16 protein-coding genes are annotated in these 18,463 nt (G+C 51.7%); 6 read left to right on the top strand and 10 right to left on the bottom strand.

Annotation, left to right across the window (positions count from 1 at the left end):
• The first annotated feature begins 842 nt into the window (after positions 1-842).
• Positions 843-1,769, top strand: a complete 927-nt coding sequence (locus tag HB393_RS09840; RefSeq protein WP_213804995.1) for a LysR family transcriptional regulator — start codon at positions 843-845, stop codon at positions 1,767-1,769.
• Between the two features lie 494 nt (positions 1,770-2,263).
• On the opposite strand, the gene HB393_RS09835 is transcribed toward HB393_RS09840, so the two are convergent.
• The gene (locus tag HB393_RS09835; RefSeq protein ID WP_213804994.1) at positions 2,264-2,842 is read right to left on the bottom strand and encodes an HD domain-containing phosphohydrolase; all 579 of its coding nucleotides are present in this window, start codon (positions 2,840-2,842) and stop codon (positions 2,264-2,266) included.
• A 155-nt stretch (positions 2,843-2,997) separates the two neighbouring features.
• Here HB393_RS09835 and HB393_RS09830 point away from each other — a divergent pair, with 155 nt between their 5' ends.
• On the top strand, positions 2,998-3,219 hold the full coding sequence (locus HB393_RS09830; protein ID WP_213804993.1) for a helix-turn-helix domain-containing protein: 222 nt from the start codon (positions 2,998-3,000) through the stop codon (positions 3,217-3,219).
• 156 nt (positions 3,220-3,375) lie between these two features.
• On the opposite strand, the gene HB393_RS09825 is transcribed toward HB393_RS09830, so the two are convergent.
• The 5 genes from HB393_RS09825 to HB393_RS09800 all read right to left on the bottom strand — a co-directional run bounded on the left by HB393_RS09825 (position 3,376) and on the right by HB393_RS09800 (position 6,501).
• Entirely contained in the window at positions 3,376-3,648 is a 273-nt protein-coding gene (locus HB393_RS09825) for a hypothetical protein (RefSeq protein ID WP_213804992.1), read from the bottom strand.
• Positions 3,641-3,955 (bottom strand): helix-turn-helix transcriptional regulator, encoded by a 315-nt coding sequence (locus HB393_RS09820; RefSeq protein WP_213804991.1) that lies wholly within the window; start codon positions 3,953-3,955, stop codon positions 3,641-3,643. The genes HB393_RS09825 and HB393_RS09820 overlap by 8 nt, the downstream gene beginning before the upstream one ends.
• Positions 3,952-4,701 carry a hypothetical protein gene (locus tag HB393_RS09815; RefSeq protein WP_213804990.1) on the bottom strand — a complete coding sequence of 250 codons (750 nt, stop codon included), beginning with the start codon at positions 4,699-4,701 and terminating at the stop codon, positions 3,952-3,954. The genes HB393_RS09820 and HB393_RS09815 overlap by 4 nt, the downstream gene beginning before the upstream one ends.
• Before the next feature lie 523 nt (positions 4,702-5,224).
• A complete protein-coding gene (locus tag HB393_RS09805; protein WP_345945121.1) occupies positions 5,225-5,422 on the bottom strand; it encodes a Ku protein in 198 nt (65 codons plus the stop codon).
• 77 nt (positions 5,423-5,499) lie between these two features.
• A complete protein-coding gene (locus tag HB393_RS09800) occupies positions 5,500-6,501 on the bottom strand; it encodes an alpha/beta hydrolase (RefSeq protein ID WP_213804988.1) in 1,002 nt (333 codons plus the stop codon).
• A 734-nt stretch (positions 6,502-7,235) separates the two neighbouring features.
• Between HB393_RS09800 and HB393_RS09795 the strand changes: the two genes are divergently transcribed.
• On the top strand, positions 7,236-7,481 hold the full coding sequence (locus HB393_RS09795; protein ID WP_213804987.1) for a hypothetical protein: 246 nt from the start codon (positions 7,236-7,238) through the stop codon (positions 7,479-7,481).
• 37 nt (positions 7,482-7,518) lie between these two features.
• Entirely contained in the window at positions 7,519-8,652 is a 1,134-nt protein-coding gene (gene dinB / locus HB393_RS09790; RefSeq protein ID WP_213804986.1) for a DNA polymerase IV, read from the top strand.
• A gap of 76 nt (positions 8,653-8,728) precedes the next feature.
• On the opposite strand, the gene HB393_RS09785 is transcribed toward dinB, so the two are convergent.
• The 4 genes from HB393_RS09785 to HB393_RS09770 all read right to left on the bottom strand — a co-directional run bounded on the left by HB393_RS09785 (position 8,729) and on the right by HB393_RS09770 (position 13,072).
• The gene (locus tag HB393_RS09785) at positions 8,729-9,325 is read right to left on the bottom strand and encodes an outer membrane beta-barrel protein (protein WP_213804985.1); all 597 of its coding nucleotides are present in this window, start codon (positions 9,323-9,325) and stop codon (positions 8,729-8,731) included.
• A 445-nt stretch (positions 9,326-9,770) separates the two neighbouring features.
• Positions 9,771-10,067 carry a helix-turn-helix transcriptional regulator gene (locus tag HB393_RS09780; RefSeq protein WP_213804984.1) on the bottom strand — a complete coding sequence of 99 codons (297 nt, stop codon included), beginning with the start codon at positions 10,065-10,067 and terminating at the stop codon, positions 9,771-9,773.
• A gap of 576 nt (positions 10,068-10,643) precedes the next feature.
• Positions 10,644-11,945, bottom strand: coding sequence for a carboxypeptidase-like regulatory domain-containing protein (locus HB393_RS09775; protein WP_213804983.1), 1,302 nt, complete (start codon positions 11,943-11,945; stop codon positions 10,644-10,646).
• Positions 11,946-12,052: 107 nt separating this feature from the next.
• Positions 12,053-13,072: a hypothetical protein gene (locus tag HB393_RS09770; RefSeq protein ID WP_213804982.1), complete on the bottom strand. Its 1,020-nt coding sequence runs from the start codon at positions 13,070-13,072 to the stop codon at positions 12,053-12,055.
• Between the two features lie 417 nt (positions 13,073-13,489).
• Between HB393_RS09770 and HB393_RS09765 the strand changes: the two genes are divergently transcribed.
• Both HB393_RS09765 and HB393_RS09760 read left to right on the top strand, forming a co-directional pair.
• Positions 13,490-16,525 carry an Ig-like domain repeat protein gene (locus HB393_RS09765; RefSeq protein ID WP_213804981.1) on the top strand — a complete coding sequence of 1,012 codons (3,036 nt, stop codon included), beginning with the start codon at positions 13,490-13,492 and terminating at the stop codon, positions 16,523-16,525.
• Positions 16,526-16,934: 409 nt separating this feature from the next.
• Entirely contained in the window at positions 16,935-18,419 is a 1,485-nt protein-coding gene (locus HB393_RS09760; RefSeq protein ID WP_213804980.1) for a hypothetical protein, read from the top strand.
• Positions 18,420-18,463: the final 44 nt, after the last annotated feature.

Here is an 18,463-nt window from a genome sequence, read left to right as displayed (position 1 = left end):
ATTCTCTTGCGTGTTCTGAACGTCCCCGTCTTGAGCTACCGTGATTTGCCTACCATGACGCCTCATCCCTCAACTGGGACGTTTTCAAAGACTCAACTCCAAACCATGCTCGCCTCTCTGTCCAGCGCTGGTGTGATCTGCTGCTCGGGTGAGCGATAGCATACTCCGGCCTATAGGCGCGCTGCTGCGAAATCTCGTGGCCTAACGCCTTTGGCAGGCTCTCAAGACTGTTCGTAAACAACTGTGCATCCCATTGGCCGATTTTGCGATGTTTTTAGCGTTAGCTTGCAAGTCCTCTGTCGATCCATTCTGCAAGCGCCGATGCCCTGAAGCTCCACAGCTTCCCTACATGCACGGTGGCGATCTCGCCCCGATGCACAAGTCTCGGATGAACCTTCAAAATGGCCGCCGCTTGATGGCTATCAAGCAAGAGCTCCCTGTCGATTTGGGGACGGCCATCTGGCCCTCCTGCACTCGCCGGTGGCTTCTTCTCGTGGAACATGATGACTCCTCTTCTGCACGCAAGTGCTGCGTTGCCTTTCTTACAAGCGAGGGTCGCGCTTCAAGTCCCAATCGTCCAATGAAATTTCGGGAGAGTGTCATTCCATTGTGGAATAACGACGCTTAGCTCGCGAAATAATGCGTCTCTGAAATCGCAGTGATGTGAGACCTCGCTCGATTCCTGGAGTCGTGGATCCAGGTGGTCTTTACGAAATCCTCACAAAAGAGGAAAATGGCTGGGAGATTTCCACAGGCAAATGTGGCGATCTAAAGCCTCGGGGCAAACGAGGATGCCCGTGGCAGAACGTGAACGTCCCTTCCTAACAGAGAAAAGGGGTCTCATGTCTACCGCTGTCGAAGTTCGCTTTCAAGAGGCTGTGATCGCACTCGCCGATGAATTGAACTACACGCGCGCTGCGAATCGTCTACACATCACCCAATCCGCACTAACAAAACAAATCCGCGAGCTTGAAAAATATCTGGGGTTCGCGCTGTTCGAACGAGACAAGAGGCGCGTTGCGCTTACTCTGGCCGGCGAGGAATTTCTGCGCGAAGCAAGGTTGGCTGTCCTTCATGCGCAACGTGCGGTCCATCTTGCACGCGCTGCGGAGAATGGAGCCGAGCGAGTCATCTCGGTAGGCCGGACTCCGTATACCGACCCCGATCTGATCACGGCGCTATTCACGGTAGAACTTCCCCAGTACCCGATCGTCAAGGTACACCTCGAAAGCGGTTTTTCGCTTGACCTGGTGCAATCGGTCGCAACCGGAAGAGTGGACTTCGCCATCGCGACCGAGGCGGGAACCCCAAGGAGTCTAACCAACACTCCACTCACATCCGCTCCCTTGTATGTCGCATTGAGTGAAGATGATCCACGCGCGTTGAATGCGACAGTAGCGCTTCAGGAACTCACAGACAAGTGCTGGGCCGTGTTTTCCAAAACGGTCCATCCCATTCTGTACGAAAGAATCTTCGAGATCGTCAGTCGACAGAGGATCAACGTCAAAGAAGTGCAGCACATTCTGACTGCCCAGGAGGCGTATCCGTTGATTCTGGAACAGGATTGCATCACGTTCCTTACTCAATCGACCGCCCTTCGAGCACGGGAGGATGGGATCGTCTTTCGCCCGCTTAGGGATGAGGAGTTGGTCCTGCACACTTCGCTATTTTTGCGAGCTGACAATGATTCTAGGCTGGTGAACAGCTTCGTCAGAAGCTACCTGAGGGCTCTGCGGAATAAAGGATCCCAGTTGCAAAGACTGGCATAGAACTCCGACCTTGCGGCTAGAAGCGACAATTCGATAAGCATTCAGACTGCAGGGGTGTATTGAGTTAGCACTATTGGTTCGCCGCCTTCGTCGCGAATACACTTTGCGTCGACGGACAAGGTTGCGTTCAGACTAGCGGAAAAGATTGTGCCATCGGCAAACTCAATATGTATTTCTGGAGTGGGCTCCTGAAAGATCTTCAGACTCCTGATCACTTTATTTTCCAATTCGGCGCATTCGATCATCTAATCTCCTTCCGATCCTTTGGCAACATCTTTTCTCCTATTCAGGAATTCGTCAACGTCTCACAAACGATTCGACACTAAAAACGAACTATCGATAAGAAATGCCTTACGGAATTCTCTGCAGAAGCTTTGTTGGGAAGTGAAGTGGAAGAGCACAGAGGTCTCGCAGGACGCGGGCCAGCCTCAAATCCGCTTCTCGATTGCAGTGTATTTATAGCGGATCCCGCATAACCATCGATCACTGTCCGATTAGTTCGCGCGCTTATAATCGATGGGGCATAGTTCCGCCAGCTTCGGCTCGCGCTCTTTCCAGATCTGGGAATCCTTAAATACATCTAGTAGCATCGAATCGATGCCGTCGGTCATACTCCACATCGTCTGGAATGCTTTCTGAGCCGACAACTGCGCTCGATAAGGACGAACCTCCGTCATGGCGGCGTAGATATCGCAGATGGTAACCAACCTCACTGAGTCGGAGATCTCCGTTCCCCGGAGCCGATCCGGGTAGCCCGAACCGTCCAGGCGCTCGTGGTGATGTAGCACTACGTCGAGGATCAGATCGTCCTGTACCTCTTCTGCGAGCAGCGCGTAGCCGATCTCGGGGTGACGCTGCACCTCTCCAAACTCCCTTGCGGATAAAGGTGCAGGCTTGTTCAGGAGCGAATGCGGGATATAGATCTTTCCGAGATCGTGCAATAGCGAGGCCTGAACGATTCGATATTGATCTTGAGGAGGGTATCCAAGGTACGCAGTGAATGGCGCTGCGAAGCTCGCCACATGCAAGCTGTGCCAGTACAGCAATGGATCGTAATCGTAGGCAACCTTCATCCAATGCTGCACCTGGGTCAAAACTGAAGTTAAGGATTTAATAGGTCACCTCTTCCGGCAATGTTTTTGGGCGAGTACATAGGCTGATTCGTCAGAAAAAGCCTATGTACTCATAGTGTGTAGACTCATAGTGGTCAAGAGAAAAATATTATGGTGTGCCTAAGCCCTCGACGAAATCCATTTTCGGGAAAGCACTCCGAGCTTTACGCGAACAGCGCGGTTACTCTCAGGAGGAACTTGCGGAACGTGCAGGTCTGCACAGAAATTACGTCGGCGGAGTCGAGCGAGGCGAGCGCAACGTGGCCCTTGAAAATATAGTGAAATTGGCCCTGGCCCTTTCAGTCAGGACCAAAGAACTCTTCGATTCCCTGCCCTAAAGACAATAGTCCTGAGCGTTCGTAACGCCTGGATTTGTGGGGCCACTGATCTACTTAGGCAAGCTGCAAGCATTCACCCGGGAACAGCCGCGGTGCCGGACTTATCAACGTAGAAACTCGTGCTCTTTCGCTAAGAGCGTTGGTCGGCCGCTGGGGTCACTGACCGCTCTTTTGTTTTGTGAGCGAACGGATTGATCCACGCAACGGTTGTTTCACTGGCTCTAGTTCCCCATGTGCGTCACGGGCAAGATGTGTGATACCAAACCACGGACGACACCCCACCTCAATCAAGATTTCCGTCTCATCGTCAAACTCGACGGTTAGATAGATATCCTGGGACCTTGGGTAAGGCTCTGCCAAAGACAACTGGCGGATTCGTTTTCCTTCGGCCTCATCGATCACCAGCACAGCACGTTTCGGGTTACTCATCGTTTTGCGTACCTTCCCCTTTCAGCCAGGGTGGTGGCCCCATCATCTCACTCACGCGTTTATACAAGTCATAGAGCTCGATCCCCAAGGCACCGGCAACCTGGTCCAGCCTACGTATTGTGTAGTCTGTGTGGAGTTCATTTGTCTCCAGCCTTTGGATCCACAGAACGGAAACTAGTGCTCGCTTCGCGACTTCGCTTTGAGACAGGCCCTTCTCCGTTCGAAACTCGATCGTAGCGATGCCGAGACAACGATCATGTTCTTTTCTGTACTGTTCCAAAGCAGCAGCATCCGTCTGTTTCTTCATGGAATCTGGTCTCCGTCGACGACTGGTCCCTTCGCCAAGGCCTCAGCAGCGAGGTCATAGAATCGTTGTTGGGCGAAGAACCTCAACCCCGCGTAGAGATTTTTCACGAACTTCGCCTCATTTTTGAAAGGGACAGATCTGTCGGAGAGGTCGATCCGTTCGCTACTCGCCCATATGTAAGCGGCGCAAACCATGAGTTGTCTCGCTCGCTCACCGCTGATTCCGCGCATCGCTCCGATCTCCCGAGAGGCCAAGCCACCATGCACAGAGTCGACGAGCATCTCGTAAGCACGCGCGAATCGTGCCCGATTTTCCCGGGCGTCCTTTCTACTACGGCTACGAAAGTGAGCACCAAACCGGAGAGGAGGAGTCTTCATCGGAAGCCGATCGGCATACCTGGCTCGAATAATGGCCATAGGAGACGGGCTGGAAGGGACACCGGAGATACGTGAATGTTGGCGCCACCGACAATAGGCCCGTTGGACCATCTGGCTCACGGCATCGGTGTTGAAGACACGCAGACCGAGAGAGGATGCCCAGGCTTGCGCGAGTGTTTGGGCGTCGATGCTGAGGGCCTTAGCGATCAGCCTAAATTCGCTATCTTGTAGGTGGGTTTTACCGGCCACGTAGCGAGCCAGGCGGCGCTCGGTCATCTCGCCGAGCCTTTCGCTGAACTCCTCGCACGATATGCCGCCGCGCAGCATTTCAATCTGCAGCAGCAGGTGATGACGAAAGTCCCATTTCATGGCAGACCTCCAGAGATAGAGAGCTGTTTTGAAAACAAGGGTTTGCATCGGCGCACACAGGTGCGTCGTCGCAGCTATAGTTAAACCGTGACTAAACTCATAAGGAGAATAACAAAACATATTGTCAGTGTCAATAGGTTTTGAGAGAGAAAACCCCGACGACTGGATTAGTGCGTCTGAGGCCGCCCGCCTGCGTGGCGTATCGAGGCAGGCAATAGGGAGTCTATTGCTCCGTGGCCGGCTTCGGACTTTGAAATTTGGGGGAAAGACGTTTGTCAGCCGGAAGGATGTAGAGGCCTACGTTCCCGATCCCGGTGGCAGACCGCGCAAGAAGGCCGCGCCTAAGAAGAAAGTCGAGCGAAAAAAACAGACGGATTGAACTGCCAATTCCATTCGCATCTTTCCGTAATTTACGGCTCTCGGGACCACGCGAGGCTGGCGGACTGGATTGATACTGATATTGGGTGTGAATCTGGAGCTCTGAAACCATCGGAAGCGAGGCGGGAGCCGAAGGGGGGACCGTCTACATACGGCTCGAGTAACTGAACGAGATCTTTCCGATCGCGACCTTGCCGGTCTTCATCAGAGCCTTCCGTGCGACTGCGAAGGCCTCGACGCTATCCGGTTCGGGAACCACGAAGTATGGCTTCTCCACGTACTCAGGGCTCAGCTCGTTCGCATCCACAAACTGCGTGACTTCGATCGTGTGCTTGGACGGCACCCGCGGGTTCTCCAGACTTCAAGTTGAATGTTGCCGTTCGCTTAGATGACTGTGTGACACAATGTCGGGTCTACCCTTTATGGGAGGGTCGCAATAAAGGCGTTGATCTCTTTGAGCACATCTGACTCATTCGAAGAGAAAACATAATGATCAGCATCAGGAATTCTAACGACATGAACATTCGATCCGAGCGACTCGAACGCCTTCGATTGGGCCTGCACTTTTGCTAAATCCCTCGCCGCAAACTCCGCGTCTCCTTTCGGATCAGCAGGCACCGCCGGGACGATGTGGTGCGGATCAGCAAAGATGGCCAGCACTGGACAGCGAATTTGCGTGTATCGGCGCTCTCCCGCCACAACAGCAGATGGAATTACGAAGGCTCGACTTTTGGTCTGCGCCTCTGGAGGAACGGGTCGATCAGGAATGTCCTGCAGCCTCTTGAGCCTTACAGTCATGTCCTCCGCATATAGAGGGAGATCTGATTTTATCAGCTCTGTTACGAGCGCTCGCTGCTCCTGCGGAGTCGTCGCTTTCCCAATCGCATCGATCTTCCTCTTTAATTCGTTTCCGTCAATCGTCCAGTCCCTCTGCGTGGCGACGAATAGCGCATACTGATAGCCAGCATCTAGGTAGATTAGACCTGCGACTCGGTCCGGATATCGACTACAGATAGAACTCAGCTCCTCTCCTGCGATTGAATGCCCTGCCACGACTGGTCGGCTAAGCTTCAATTCGTCTAATACCGCAATCACATCGTCACCTAACCGATTCGCCGCATAACTTCCTTCAATCACAGGTGGTGTGTCCGAAGCGCCAAAACCTCGCCGGGTGATTCCATAAACGTGATATTTGTCAGTCAGCTTGGGCGCAAACTTATCGAAGACGTGCGCGTCATCACCCAAACCTGCGAGAAGAACAACTGGACGTCCTGTTCCACCCCAATCCAGAACCTCCAGCTTTACTCCGGTTTCTACCGTAACAAACTCCACTTTGTGGTCAGTGGAATCTGGCACATTGCGCTGTGCATATGTGAGCCCGCAGCTGAGCAGGAGAACACTCATTTTCCGTAAATGTGGCAATTAGGCCTTCTATTAATGAAATTTGTACCTCTAAAGACAGACGTTCGAAATTCCATTTCGCTCGGTTTTCTTTGAGATTCTCCGCGTGAACAACTGGTAGTTACGGAGCACAATGTGGCTTACCAAGCTTCAACTGCACATACCACTCAATCCTGCTCTGAGTCGCGGCCTTGACGGTAAGGGTTAGGCCGAACTGAGCCTTCCTTCGATGCAAAAAAACGTGTGTCAGTCGGTTAAAACTTCATTTGAGGAAGGCAATTCTCTCACACTTTGGCCTTTATCCAGCCTGATCACAGCCACCGCAAGCGCCCCACCAGGTCGGTATTCAGGAGTTTCTTTTAAAGTCTTTTCAAATTCGCCATCGAGGATTATTGATCGCCTTCGTATTCCTGAATAGCCCTCGTTTCTTTTGCAAGCCTGAACAATCCGTACTTTCACTTTGTGTCCCCGAGCTGGGCCGAGCCAAAATTCTTTGTCATGTTGCCTCAATTTCTCGTGCGCGTCAGTGCACAGGAATTACAGGGAGGGCGCTGCGGGAAGGAACGTCCCGCTGAGGAGGGGGGCGGAAGACGCGCAGCGGCTGGAGACAGGCGAGGAGTGCAACTCCTCCCGGCCAAAGATTTCAGCAAGACGACCCTTCCTCCGAGCCTTCCGACCATGCCGAGAGATAGAATCGGGTAGGCGAATGCAAGGCGAACATGAAACAATGGTCGCGAGGTTCCTACGGAGAGCAGATGGCGCAACGAGTTTCAAATGACGGCCTAGCCGACAGGCTTGGGGTGTTGTTTCCGATGGACGAGAACTTACCCTGTTCCGAGGGAACGACTCTTCTCCGGGCCTTTGCGGAAGCACGTCCCGCTGACTTCGCCTTTCTTAAACCTGGCGACTTGATCAATCTTCACAATTCGGCGTTTGCCGGCATTCTCGAATGGGAGACGTTCTCCGAACATTACGGTTCCTGTGAGCTCTGCCATGCCTGAAGAAATCGATACGTCTATCAGAGACACGCATTCCGTTATGGGTTCCCGGAAGATCGTGCACGTCGATATGGATGCGTTCTATGCGTCTGTCGAGCAGCGTGACGACCCGTCTTTACGAGGCAAACCGGTGGTGGTCGCATGGAAGGGCAAGCGGTCAGTCGTCTGCGCGGCTTCGTACGAAGCTCGGCGGTACGGGGTACGTTCTGCCATGCCTGCGGTCCATGCCGAACGTCTTTGTCCGGAAGCCATCTTTGTTCCTCCCGACTTCACACGCTACAAAGCCGCCTCGCAGGCCGTGCGCGAGATCTTTCAACGCCATACCGATGCCATCGAGCCACTCTCGCTCGATGAGGCGTATCTCGATGTGACCGAAAACAAGTTGAGGTTGCCGACTGCAACACTGGTGGCAAAGGCGATTCGACGGCAGATATGGGACGAACTGAACCTCACCGCCTCGGCTGGCGTGGCACCAAATAAGTTCCTCGCAAAGATCGCCTCCGACTGGAAGAAACCGAATGGCCAATTCGTGATTCAGCCGCACGAGGTCCAGGCATTCCTGCTTCCGCTTACGGTAGACCGGATTCCCGGCGTGGGCAAGGTCACGGAGAACCGAATGGCCCAGGTGGGCATCAAGACCGTCGGGGACATCTATGCGATGGAGATGTCTACTCTCGAAGAACACTTCGGACGCTATGGTTCGCGTCTCCACGAGTTGGCACGCGGGATCGACCACAACCCGGTGGTTTCCAACCGGATGCGTAAACAAATCTCGGCAGAGGACACTTTCGCCAAAGATCTTCCTCTGGAGCAATGCGAAGTTCACATTCGACACCTGGCTGAAAAGGTATGGTCTGCTTCACGCGACAACGCTCGTGGAGCGAAGACGGTTGGCCTCAAGTTGAAGACCAAGGAATTCAGATCCCTGACGCGAAGCCTGACCGTCACGGCGCCGGTGTCGTCTTGCGAAGAGTTCGCGACCATCGCGTTGACGCTCTGTCGTCGCGTCGACCTCGGTCCCCAACAGCTCTATCGTTTGGTGGGCGTGGGTCTAAGTAACTTTCAGAGCGATGTGGAGACCCTCCCTCCGCTATTCTCCGCAGTAGGCGATGGAGAAATTAGCATGGCGGGCGAAGACGTGCTGCTCGTCGATACCGGCGAGTTGCTGCGATAGCCGTTGGAACAGAAAGCCTGTTCCATACGAATAAACCTCCGCGACTGATCAAGCGAAGATCATGCGGGTCGCGACATCAATGAAAGCGATATGCCACTCCGATGCTCAATACCTGTGGATTTAAGCCATGGGGAGGAAATGCATTCCAGTTTTGAAGTTCATAATCCAGACGCAAATTAGTAGAGGGACCAAGGTGATAATCAGCACCGATACCACCCGCCCACATGTTATAGGCTAGATTTGCGACGGATCCATTTTCGGGATGTCTCGAATCAGGAGGAAACTGAAAGACTCCGCGACCGATCATGAACTTTGCATAAGGGCTCAAGCGGTCGAAATGTAGGACGTATCGGGGACCCACTTCGAACGTTCGTTCATAGATTCCCACTTTGGAATCAGTGTCATTGAGCTGATGGAAAGCACCTTCGACTCCCCAATGACGACGAATGTCGACTGTTGCATATATTCCGACTCCGCGCAGAAGATTCGAACCATAGTCTGGAACTGCGAGATTAAATGCAGCCCCGACTTGAAGATCGCCTATGCGAGAAGCCGTAGGCGCCGCCTGAGCATTCATAAACAAGGAGACGGTGAAAACTCCGATAGTTAGAATGACGGATCGGAAGGATTGGATCAATCTCAGTGACAACATAGACGACTGTGTTACATCCAAAATGAAACTCCGTCTGTGGATTTTTGCGCATTTATGAACGACGGCGACGCGTCTTTGTTTGGACGTTTGCTAACCAGATGAGTTCTATCCCGCGACATTTCCATACCGGATCAAAATACAGACTTAACGCGCACATCATCGAATTTTATATTGTTCGATTCGGCCAGTGGTGGGACAACTTTCATCGATTGATGCACCTATCAATCCGCCACCTATGCTGCCCATTCGCTTAACAGGTCACTATCTACTGAGCACGTTTCATCTCTCAGAATAGCGAAGCATGGTAGCCTAAATCCCGTGTGCATAGATGCAAGCAGCTTCGCCCACCACGGGCCACTAGTGTTGAACAGCATGATACGGCACGGCAATCGAATACTGGGATGTGTTCAATAAGCTCTCGGAGAAGAGAAAGAGACCTTTTTCCATGAAGGTCCCTCCGTTGTAGTTAGGGTCTCTTCTTCTTTGGGATGATCGCCTGCAGATAGTAACCTCTGGAGCCGAACCCAATCCCTTTGCGTCGTTCGATGCTTACGAGCAACTCATCGAGGTCTATGTCAAACGTATTCGCGACTCGCAACATCGTTTCGAGTGACATCTTGCGCCCCGATTCAATGTTCTGCCAATGGGAGAGGTGGTAGCCAAAGTCGCGCACCATCTGAATTTGGGTCCATCCTCGTTCTTTTCGCAGCTCTTTGATGCGGGCTGCGAGCGCGGCCAGGAACCTATCGCAGTCATAATGCATTGTTTCGTCTGGTTCTCGCTCTTCTAAATTGAACTCCCGGGAGTAATGACACGGCCCGAATATCAAAATCTCTTGTCGGCAGTGCCGCCTGAAGCGTCTCCATTCAAATGAAAACTACTTAACGGCGTCCCACCGTCCCGTAAAGCTCAATTAGGAAGTATGAAGTAATCGTAGAGTTGGCACCCCCTTATTGTCCAGAGGCTTTTTTTGCTTAAAAAGATCGACACAAAATTGCGCTTACAACTCTATATGCTGAAACATTCTTAAGCCCGGTTGTACGGGAAGTTATCTGCAGATCGTCCGTTTCTAAAAACGGACAGTATTCACGGTTGAACTTCGTTCCCGAGTGAATGGAAATGTCATTAGTCCAGATATCGGCTGAGACGATTGATCCACCCGAGAAATCCAAGCCATTAATGCCATAAGCTCAGAACATGAGCACCCAATATGAACTGCGCGTACCTACAGGATGATGACGAAATTCAATGCCAGTGAGGTGCTCACACTAGGGCATAAATAGCAGATCAAAGTTATAAAGAGATCGGGCGATCGTCTTTTGGGCTAGCCGATAATTATCTAATGGAGTTCGATCAACGTTGGCTCAATATTAGTCAAGTGTGTCTCTTTATTGAGAGAAAGTTCGACACAGTTCTTCCTGTTGGATTTTAGAAACTCGGAATCGCGGTATTCCGCTATATCTACGTTAGACCAAGCATAAAGACAATAGTCCCCGGGCGGCAGGAATTCAAACTGGAATTTTCCACTTAAATCAAGCTTTCTAGCCATAAGCCGACCGCTGTCCGTCTCCAGCAAAGTCAGTCCCGACTGCTTTGGCACAAGATCGCTCGGATCGAGCTGGCCGACTATACTCGCCTGAGTTTGTCCTAGTTCGACCTGGATCGAGACCGACGCGAGATCGCCCACTATTTGCAGCTTTTCGCCGGCGCTATGTCTACTTCCTACAGTTGCACCTGTTACATACGCGCTGTCTCCCTCTGGCGTGTGGATGATATATTGACCATCGGCGATTGACTGAAACCTGAATGCTCCGTCTGGCGCAACTGGGGCACTAAGAGTCCAACCGGCATGGTCACCAGTCCCGTCCAAGACCAAGGTTGTCGGCATTACTACCTTTCGAAGCGCATCGTCGTTCTCAAGATGGAGACTGCCCTCAAGAACATGTCGGTGAATTTCGTTCATGAAAACTTTAGCGGTAGCCCCACCGGTTGCTCTAAACGTTCCCTCACTATGTTTCTGAACAGCGCCATCCGTCCAATCTGCTGTCGCAAGATAGCTTCCTGGCGGGATAGCAGCAATCTTAAATTTTCCACTAGTTGGTTCATAGTCGACAGAAACGTTATCGACCAGATCATATCCTCCGCCATGTGACGACACACGAATGACCGCTTGCTGAGGATGTTCTTGCAACACTCCTACAACACTGGCCGGCTGGATTGAAGCGATAACAACATTCGCGGGTTGTTCTTGGCCACCTTGGAGGCGTATCAATTCGGCATCATCCAGACTGGTTGCGTTTGGGTAGAAAACCCTCTCAACTGCTCGGTTTAGGTCAGCTGAATCTACCGAGCCTTCTGGCAAATGAGGACGGACTGCAATTACATACTGTCCTGCTGGCAGAAATGAGCATTCAAAGTGTCCATTCGCATCAGTATTGACAGATCGAGTCGCGACAAGTGTCCTGCGACCATTTACTATCGGTCGTGCGTACGCGATGACCTCAGCAATCACGGGTTTACCGTCGGATTGCGCGATCCGTCCGCTAATAGATGAGTTGCCCAGAATGTGCGTTTGAGCGATGCCCGCGCAGGAGAGGAAACAGACATTAATGACGCAGACACGAACGATCGACTTCACCATTGCGAACCTTTTGCTCACTGCAGACTCCTTTGTCTGATAGGCGCTCGAAGGAAGTTGGGCGAACTGGCGACCGCCCAGAAGGCCGGACGACCGCCAGTTCTGAACGGCTAATGAGCTGTTTCCCACCAGAGCCAATTGGATGAGTCATTGGCGCTGTTCCAATTCCACAATAGATTGCCGTTGAACGGAATCCCCGCAGCATTGACCATCATGGGCGAACCACCCATTTTCGTGTTGTTGGTTTGAAGCGATCCTGAAAAATTGACACCGTTGGTCGAGTACTTATATATGAAGTTATTACCGCTATCATTCGAGCGGAAACCATAATATAAGACGTTGTTATATACGGCGAGCGATGGATTACTTGAGGATTGGTCGCCCCCAAGGCTGGTGTTCTCCTGGATCGTCTGTCCATGGTCCGTGGAGGTGAATAAATCGCAGTTATGTGAATTGGCATTCTGCGTAAAGCCTACGTACAGTACACCGTTCCAGTATGCGAGAGCTGGGTTGTATCCCATCTGAGTGTGACCAGGAAAATTTGTGCAGGTCCAGGAGCCAACATTCGCTGGTAGGCGGCACAGGGTGAGTGTACGGTCAGCAGCATTTGTGACCCCGAGATAGACATCCCCAGTTGCCGGGTCAGTTGTCAGAGACGGCGAATACGCCGTAAAGGTGTAAGAAATTGGCGGTATAGGAGCTTCTGCGAAGTTGATCCCATCTGCCGACTGAAAAACGTCTGTAAATCCACCACGCGTCCCCGATTGCTGCGAGTTAGTAGCCAGGTACAGGGTAGACCCAGATGTCGTGAGCGACGGATTTGCGTCAGAGATGCCAGCTCCGTTGATCATGTTCAACCGTTGATCATTGGTAAACTGCGCCCCATTAGTTGACAATATGTGCATGTATTGGTCATTAAAGCCATCATTGGTGGGATCGTTGGCAGGGGTAAAGGCCACATACATGTTCTGACCAAATACAGATGCTCCAACTCCAGTACGACCAGGGATCCCGCCTATATTTACGCTTTGTCTATTTCCGTCAATGGTCCAGTTAACAGTTTGAGCCTGGGCCGCCGTTGCTAAGGTGACCGCACCAAGAAGCATAGGTAAAAAACGAACAATCTTCATCTCTGTCCTCAAGAAATTAAGCTGTTGCGATGCAGCGGTCAATCTAAATGTCGATAGACTGTGAGCATCGGGAGGAGGGTGAGACCCGGGAAAAATCAAGCATATTCTTTATCGCTAACCTACTTGCGATAGGCCCTATCATAGATAGGCGTTTTGGAAGTAGGCCTAATGCAGGACCAATTGTATTGGCAAAGCATTTCCCGTCAAGTGATTAAATAATAATGTTCGGTTACAGCATTTTCGGGCCCGGATCGCGACGTTATAGATTCCAACCAGTCCTATAGGCTATCCTCAGGTTGAATTGGAGATTCGCCTTCCGAAACTCTGAATGATAAAGTGAGGCGATCTTCCCGTTTTGCTATTTCTTGCCAGAAGTCCACTGAGATCGCAGCGCATCTCCGATGAGGTTTCGTTAGCATGCTTATAACAAAGCATCTCCTTCATCGGTTAGCGCTGTTGGTCCTTGCAACCCGGTGGGAAGGATCGGTTTTCGGACAACAGACGATCCACGTCCCGCAGGACTCCTCTACGATTCAGGATGGCATCAATGCTGCCCGTTCAGGCGATACCGTTCTCGTCTCGCCTGGAACTTATAACGAAAACATCGATTTTCGCGGCAAAGCCATCACTCTGACAAGCGGGGCTAAGAGCTTCACTGATACATCAACTACGTCGACAATCATTAATGGTAGAACCGATGGACCCGTCGTAAATTTCTCGACGAACGAAACTGCCGCCGCAGTGCTGAATGGCTTTACCATTCAAAATGGTCATTCCAGCATCGGTTCCTCACTACCAAGCGGTGGCATATCAATTTCGGGAGCATCTCCCACAATCAGCAATAATGTGTTGACGAATAACATTGGAACAGGCATTGTGCTCAGCAACACGGGCGGCCCTTTGATTCAGGGAAACGATATTCGAAATACGATTGGTACAGGAAATACTAATATTCCAGGGGGGGATGGCAACGGTCTCGTCCTCAAAGGATCAGGTAGCATCCGAGTCATAGGAAATACCATCGAGAACAATGTTGTAAGTAATCTTGCCAATGGCGCTCAGACCGCCTGCGGTGCGGGAGTAAATATCGGAGGCGAAAACTCTCAGATACTGTTCAGGAGTAATACGATTCGCAACAATCGCTCCGTGTGTAGCAATCCCGGCCTTTTTATGACCGGGATGTTCTCTCCACCGAGTCTCGTCTTGGTCCAGAATCTCATCTACGATAACGTCAGTACCGCAACCGAAAACAATGAAGGCCCTGTATCCGCGGTTCAGGTATATCTTGGCGGCTCCCTTCAGGCCCCCTTTCCTTCAGTGACGGAGATCAACAATACAATCTACGGCCCAGGAACGGCGCAAGAGTTTGTGTATAGTTTCGGTCCTTCCGTCGTTGAAAACAATGTCTTCGTCAATGCAAATTATGTAGCCAATGCACCCTTCGCTGGAGCAAACTCAGGACTTTGGTGCGCGGACCCTCAGGCCTCAAGTTCGCCCATCACGCTAAATAACAATGACATCTTCAACGTCAGTCAGTTTCAGGACGGTGGTTGCATCATTGGCAGTGGCAATCTCTCCATCGATCCGGAGTTTTTGAATGTCACCAATGACTTTCATACTCAGCCTACTTCGCCAGTGGTGGCAGCAGGCCTCATCACCGCGCTCGATATTCCTCCATCAGACCTTGACGCCAAAGCGCGTGTTGTCTGTGGAACAATCGACATGGGTGTGTACGAGATTCGTCCGCACCCGCCGATCATACTTGCCGCCGTACCGAATCCTGCGACCAGTGAATCAAGCGTCACGCTGACCGCTATCATTGCAGGCAACTGTAACGCTCCAACTGGCATGATCGTCTTTCTCGATGGGACGACCGTGTTGGGAAGTGCACCGCTGAATGGTGGTGCGGACACGACTTTCAGCACGTCCGGTCTCTTCGTCGGCACCCACGATCTTACTGCTACCTATGCCGGAGATTTTAACTTTGATAACAGCATCTCCAACACGGTCAAGGAGGTCATCACTGGCCCGCCAACGGCCACGGTCCTTAAATCTGTCTATCCGAATCCGGCCAAGGCGCTTCAGCCAATTACCATGACGGCATCCGTGAGTTCCGCTTATACCGTGCCGACAGGAAATGTGATGTTCACTGCGGGCGAAGCTGTCCTAGCTACGGTGCCGCTTAATGTAAATGGTATCGCTGCGGCGACCGTTTCCACGCTCACCGGCGGGATATACGACATCACCGCCGTTTACGGCGGAAGCACGCAATACGGTGGAAGCACATCGAACTCCATTCCGGAGAACGTGATCGGTCTCGATACTACAACCAGCCTGAGTGCATCCCCTAGTAGTGCAGCTCCGGGACGGACAATTATTTTTACAGCTCAGGTATTGGTGGCTCAACTGGGCCTCCCACTCACCGGCTTTGTAACCTTCAAAGACGGGACCACAACTATTGGAGCAGCCAATGTCGGCAAAGACGGCGTAGCGACCTTCGAGACTGGGACATTGCTCACCGGTACCCACAACATTAGTGCGTCCTATAACGGCACTTCCAACTATAGCGATAGCGCTTCCGGGCCGGTCATTGTCGTAATAACTGGCATCCCGACCAGTGTTGGTCTGAATGCGTCTCCGAACCCCTCAACTGCGGGGCAAACGGTGAAACTGGTTGCTACTGCGATTTCGGCTCTTCCGGGACAAGTTCCCACGGGTTCGATGACGTTTACGGATCAATCCGGTGTCCTCGGTACCGTGCCAGTGGCGGCGGGCGTCGCCACGCTCACCACGACGAGCCTATCCACAGGAAGCCATCAGATCACCGCAACACTGAATCCAACTGGCTTTTTTGCCACCGGAACCTCAACGCCGGTCACGGAGGTGGTGAATGACTTCAACTTCTCTCTCGCCATATCCTCGACATCGCTCGCACTTCCGAGCGGCGACTACGAAGTGCTAACCGTTACAGCGACACCAAACGGCGGTTTCGCGGAAGCCGTCATCTTCGGCTGTAGTTCGGTGCCTGACCACGCACAATGCGTCTTCAAGCCCCAAACCTCTCAGCCTCTTTCACAAGGTGCCCAGACAGTCCAGCTTATCCTGAATACAAGCGACGTATTAGGCTACGGCAACAAAGTTGGCCGTATGCAACGACCACGGGTCGACACCGATACGCGTCACAATCTATTGCTGTCTGGAATGCTCTTTCCCTTAATGCCACTTTGCTGCCTCTTCGGCTACCTGCGTCGATGTTCTCATACCCCTCGGCGACGTCTGCTTCTGTCCATGCTTATTACTGGACTCTGTCTCAATCTGCAAGCTTGTGATGGGAAACTGCCGGCGAAGACACCACCCGGAACATACATTATCACGGTGACAGCAGCCGATGCTGGCAGCGTAACTTCGCTCGCACGGTCGATCGATCTACAGCTCACCATCACCCCGCGCTAGTCGGTCGAACCAACAAACAATTAAGCGGTTACGATGCGAATTAAGATCGACAGTTGGATAATATAACTTCCGCGCAGCCCCGAGAGAACACGTTTAGCGTTAAAATCGAGGTCGTGCATAATTACCTACTTAAATGGATGAAGAGGGTATATCCAGAACGGAAGGACTCCCTCGCTGCTTTCTCTTTCTTCCTTGGCATGCTATATCGTTTTGCTTCGAAGGAGTTTTAGAGCACCAATCGAATCGCTAGTCTGCATATTCATCGTTTACCTCTTTCGATCTGATGACCATACACACTGCTCGTCCTTTCGTAGGGATTAAAGACCACGGCGCTCTGATGAAGCTTCATATGTCTTACTTTGTTATCACATTAACGCCGCTTGAGTTGGATCATCAAATCGGAGATTAAATGTTGAGGAGAGGCCTGGTTGCTGGCTGGTTTGCCATCTTCGTTGGAATCTGGCTTTATCGTACCTGGGGTTGGCCAATGATCGGCGATGCAAATCTCATTCGGTATGTTCTCCTTGCCATGGAGAGACATCTCGCTCCATACCGCCAGATTCACGATATCAACTTGCCGGGTACGTATCTGCTCGATTGGATTACCTTTCATTTTTTCGGATCTGATAAAACAGGGATACGGATCTACGACTGTTTTTTACTTGCCACCACCACCGTCGCGATGTCCTTTATAGCAGGCCAACGCAATCGGTTCATGGGCTTCTGCGCGGGATGTCTTTTCGCTCTGTTTCATGCAAGGGATGGATTTGAGGAATTGGGACAGCGAGACCTAGCACTCGCCGCACTTCTTCTGCTTGCAATCGCCGCGGTCATCTCGACCTTACGCCACGGCGGTAGAAGAACAGCATTTTTCTATGGACTCTCTATAGGCTTCGCCTGCACCATCAAGCCCGTAGCAGTCGTTTTTCTGTTGACTGTGATCCCCATTATCCGACTTCGCAACACGTTCAGCTATAAGGCCTGCCTGAGGTGGACCATTGTTGGATTCGTTCTTCCCGTCGCTGCGTTGGTAATGTTTCTTCAGTACCACCAGGCGATCCATTCCCTCCTGCAGACGATCATCGTAGAAATTCCCTATCATGCGAGACTTGGCGAACAGCCACTGAATACTCTTATCAGACTTCTTTTCACGCCGTCGGTAGCGATTTGGTTAGTTTGCGTGATCTCCGGTTATTGGTTATTCCACGATCATCCGGTTGAGGAGCGCATCACGATGTGGGGAATCGTCGCCGGGGCACTAAGCTATCTTCTGCAATTACGAGGTTTCAACTATCATCGTTATCCTTTCGTTGCCGCTCTCATCATGTCGTTGACATTGTTCCTGATCCGAATGCTCGAATCCAAAGGATGGAAATATGTCTATGGGATATCCCTGGCAGTCTATTGCTGCGTTCTGGCTCCCCTTTTTGTCGGCGCTTCCTTGAAGCGACCCCTCACAACGCCGCCAGGCTTGGCTCAATTAGAGAGCGATCTAGACCAAACCAAGAAAGATGCTACCTATCAATGTATCGATACTATTGAAGGCTGCATCGCAGCACTGGTGCATATTCACCGATATCAGATAACCGGAGAAATGTACGACGAATTTCTGTTTCACAATTCCATCCCGATAGCTCTGGAGGAGCGTCGAAGGCAGTTTCTGATGGATTTGGTTCGCAATCCCCCAACCGTGATTGTGGTAACAAAGGGGCTCTTTCCTGAAACCACCGACGGATATCAAAAGTTGTCGCAGTGGCCATCGTTCAGGGAATGGCTTACATCCTGCTATTCTTTGAGAACCGAACAGTTTTTTCCTGAAACGCGTACCGCAAGAAGTTTCGGCTATCGGCTTTATTACCTCTCCACACAATCGTGTTTTCCACCTCCAATCTGATGCTTAGTCAGTGATGATGCATTTTCAAAAGAGGCAATTAACGA

Origin of the sequence: Granulicella sp. dw_53, assembly GCF_018449545.1 — a bacterium.
Taxonomy (GTDB): Bacteria; Acidobacteriota; Terriglobia; order Terriglobales; family Acidobacteriaceae; genus Edaphobacter.
This window is presented reverse-complemented; position numbering and strand designations above follow the sequence as displayed.

Coding starts and splice junctions, on each gene's coding strand:
- HB393_RS09815 (WP_213804990.1), bottom strand. CDS start 4,701: ATGAAATGGGACTTTCGTCATCACCTGCTGCTGCAGATTGAAATGCTG.
- HB393_RS09820 (WP_213804991.1), bottom strand. CDS start 3,955: ATGAAGAAACAGACGGATGCTGCTGCTTTGGAACAGTACAGAAAAGAA.
- HB393_RS09775 (WP_213804983.1), bottom strand. CDS start 11,945: ATGGTGAAGTCGATCGTTCGTGTCTGCGTCATTAATGTCTGTTTCCTC.
- HB393_RS09840 (WP_213804995.1), top strand. CDS start 843: ATGTCTACCGCTGTCGAAGTTCGCTTTCAAGAGGCTGTGATCGCACTC.
- HB393_RS09835 (WP_213804994.1), bottom strand. CDS start 2,842: ATGAAGGTTGCCTACGATTACGATCCATTGCTGTACTGGCACAGCTTG.
- HB393_RS09765 (WP_213804981.1), top strand. CDS start 13,490: ATGCTTATAACAAAGCATCTCCTTCATCGGTTAGCGCTGTTGGTCCTT.
- HB393_RS09760 (WP_213804980.1), top strand. CDS start 16,935: ATGTTGAGGAGAGGCCTGGTTGCTGGCTGGTTTGCCATCTTCGTTGGA.
- HB393_RS09770 (WP_213804982.1), bottom strand. CDS start 13,072: ATGAAGATTGTTCGTTTTTTACCTATGCTTCTTGGTGCGGTCACCTTA.
- HB393_RS09825 (WP_213804992.1), bottom strand. CDS start 3,648: ATGAGTAACCCGAAACGTGCTGTGCTGGTGATCGATGAGGCCGAAGGA.
- HB393_RS09780 (WP_213804984.1), bottom strand. CDS start 10,067: ATGCATTATGACTGCGATAGGTTCCTGGCCGCGCTCGCAGCCCGCATC.
- HB393_RS09795 (WP_213804987.1), top strand. CDS start 7,236: ATGGCGCAACGAGTTTCAAATGACGGCCTAGCCGACAGGCTTGGGGTG.
- dinB (WP_213804986.1), top strand. CDS start 7,519: ATGGGTTCCCGGAAGATCGTGCACGTCGATATGGATGCGTTCTATGCG.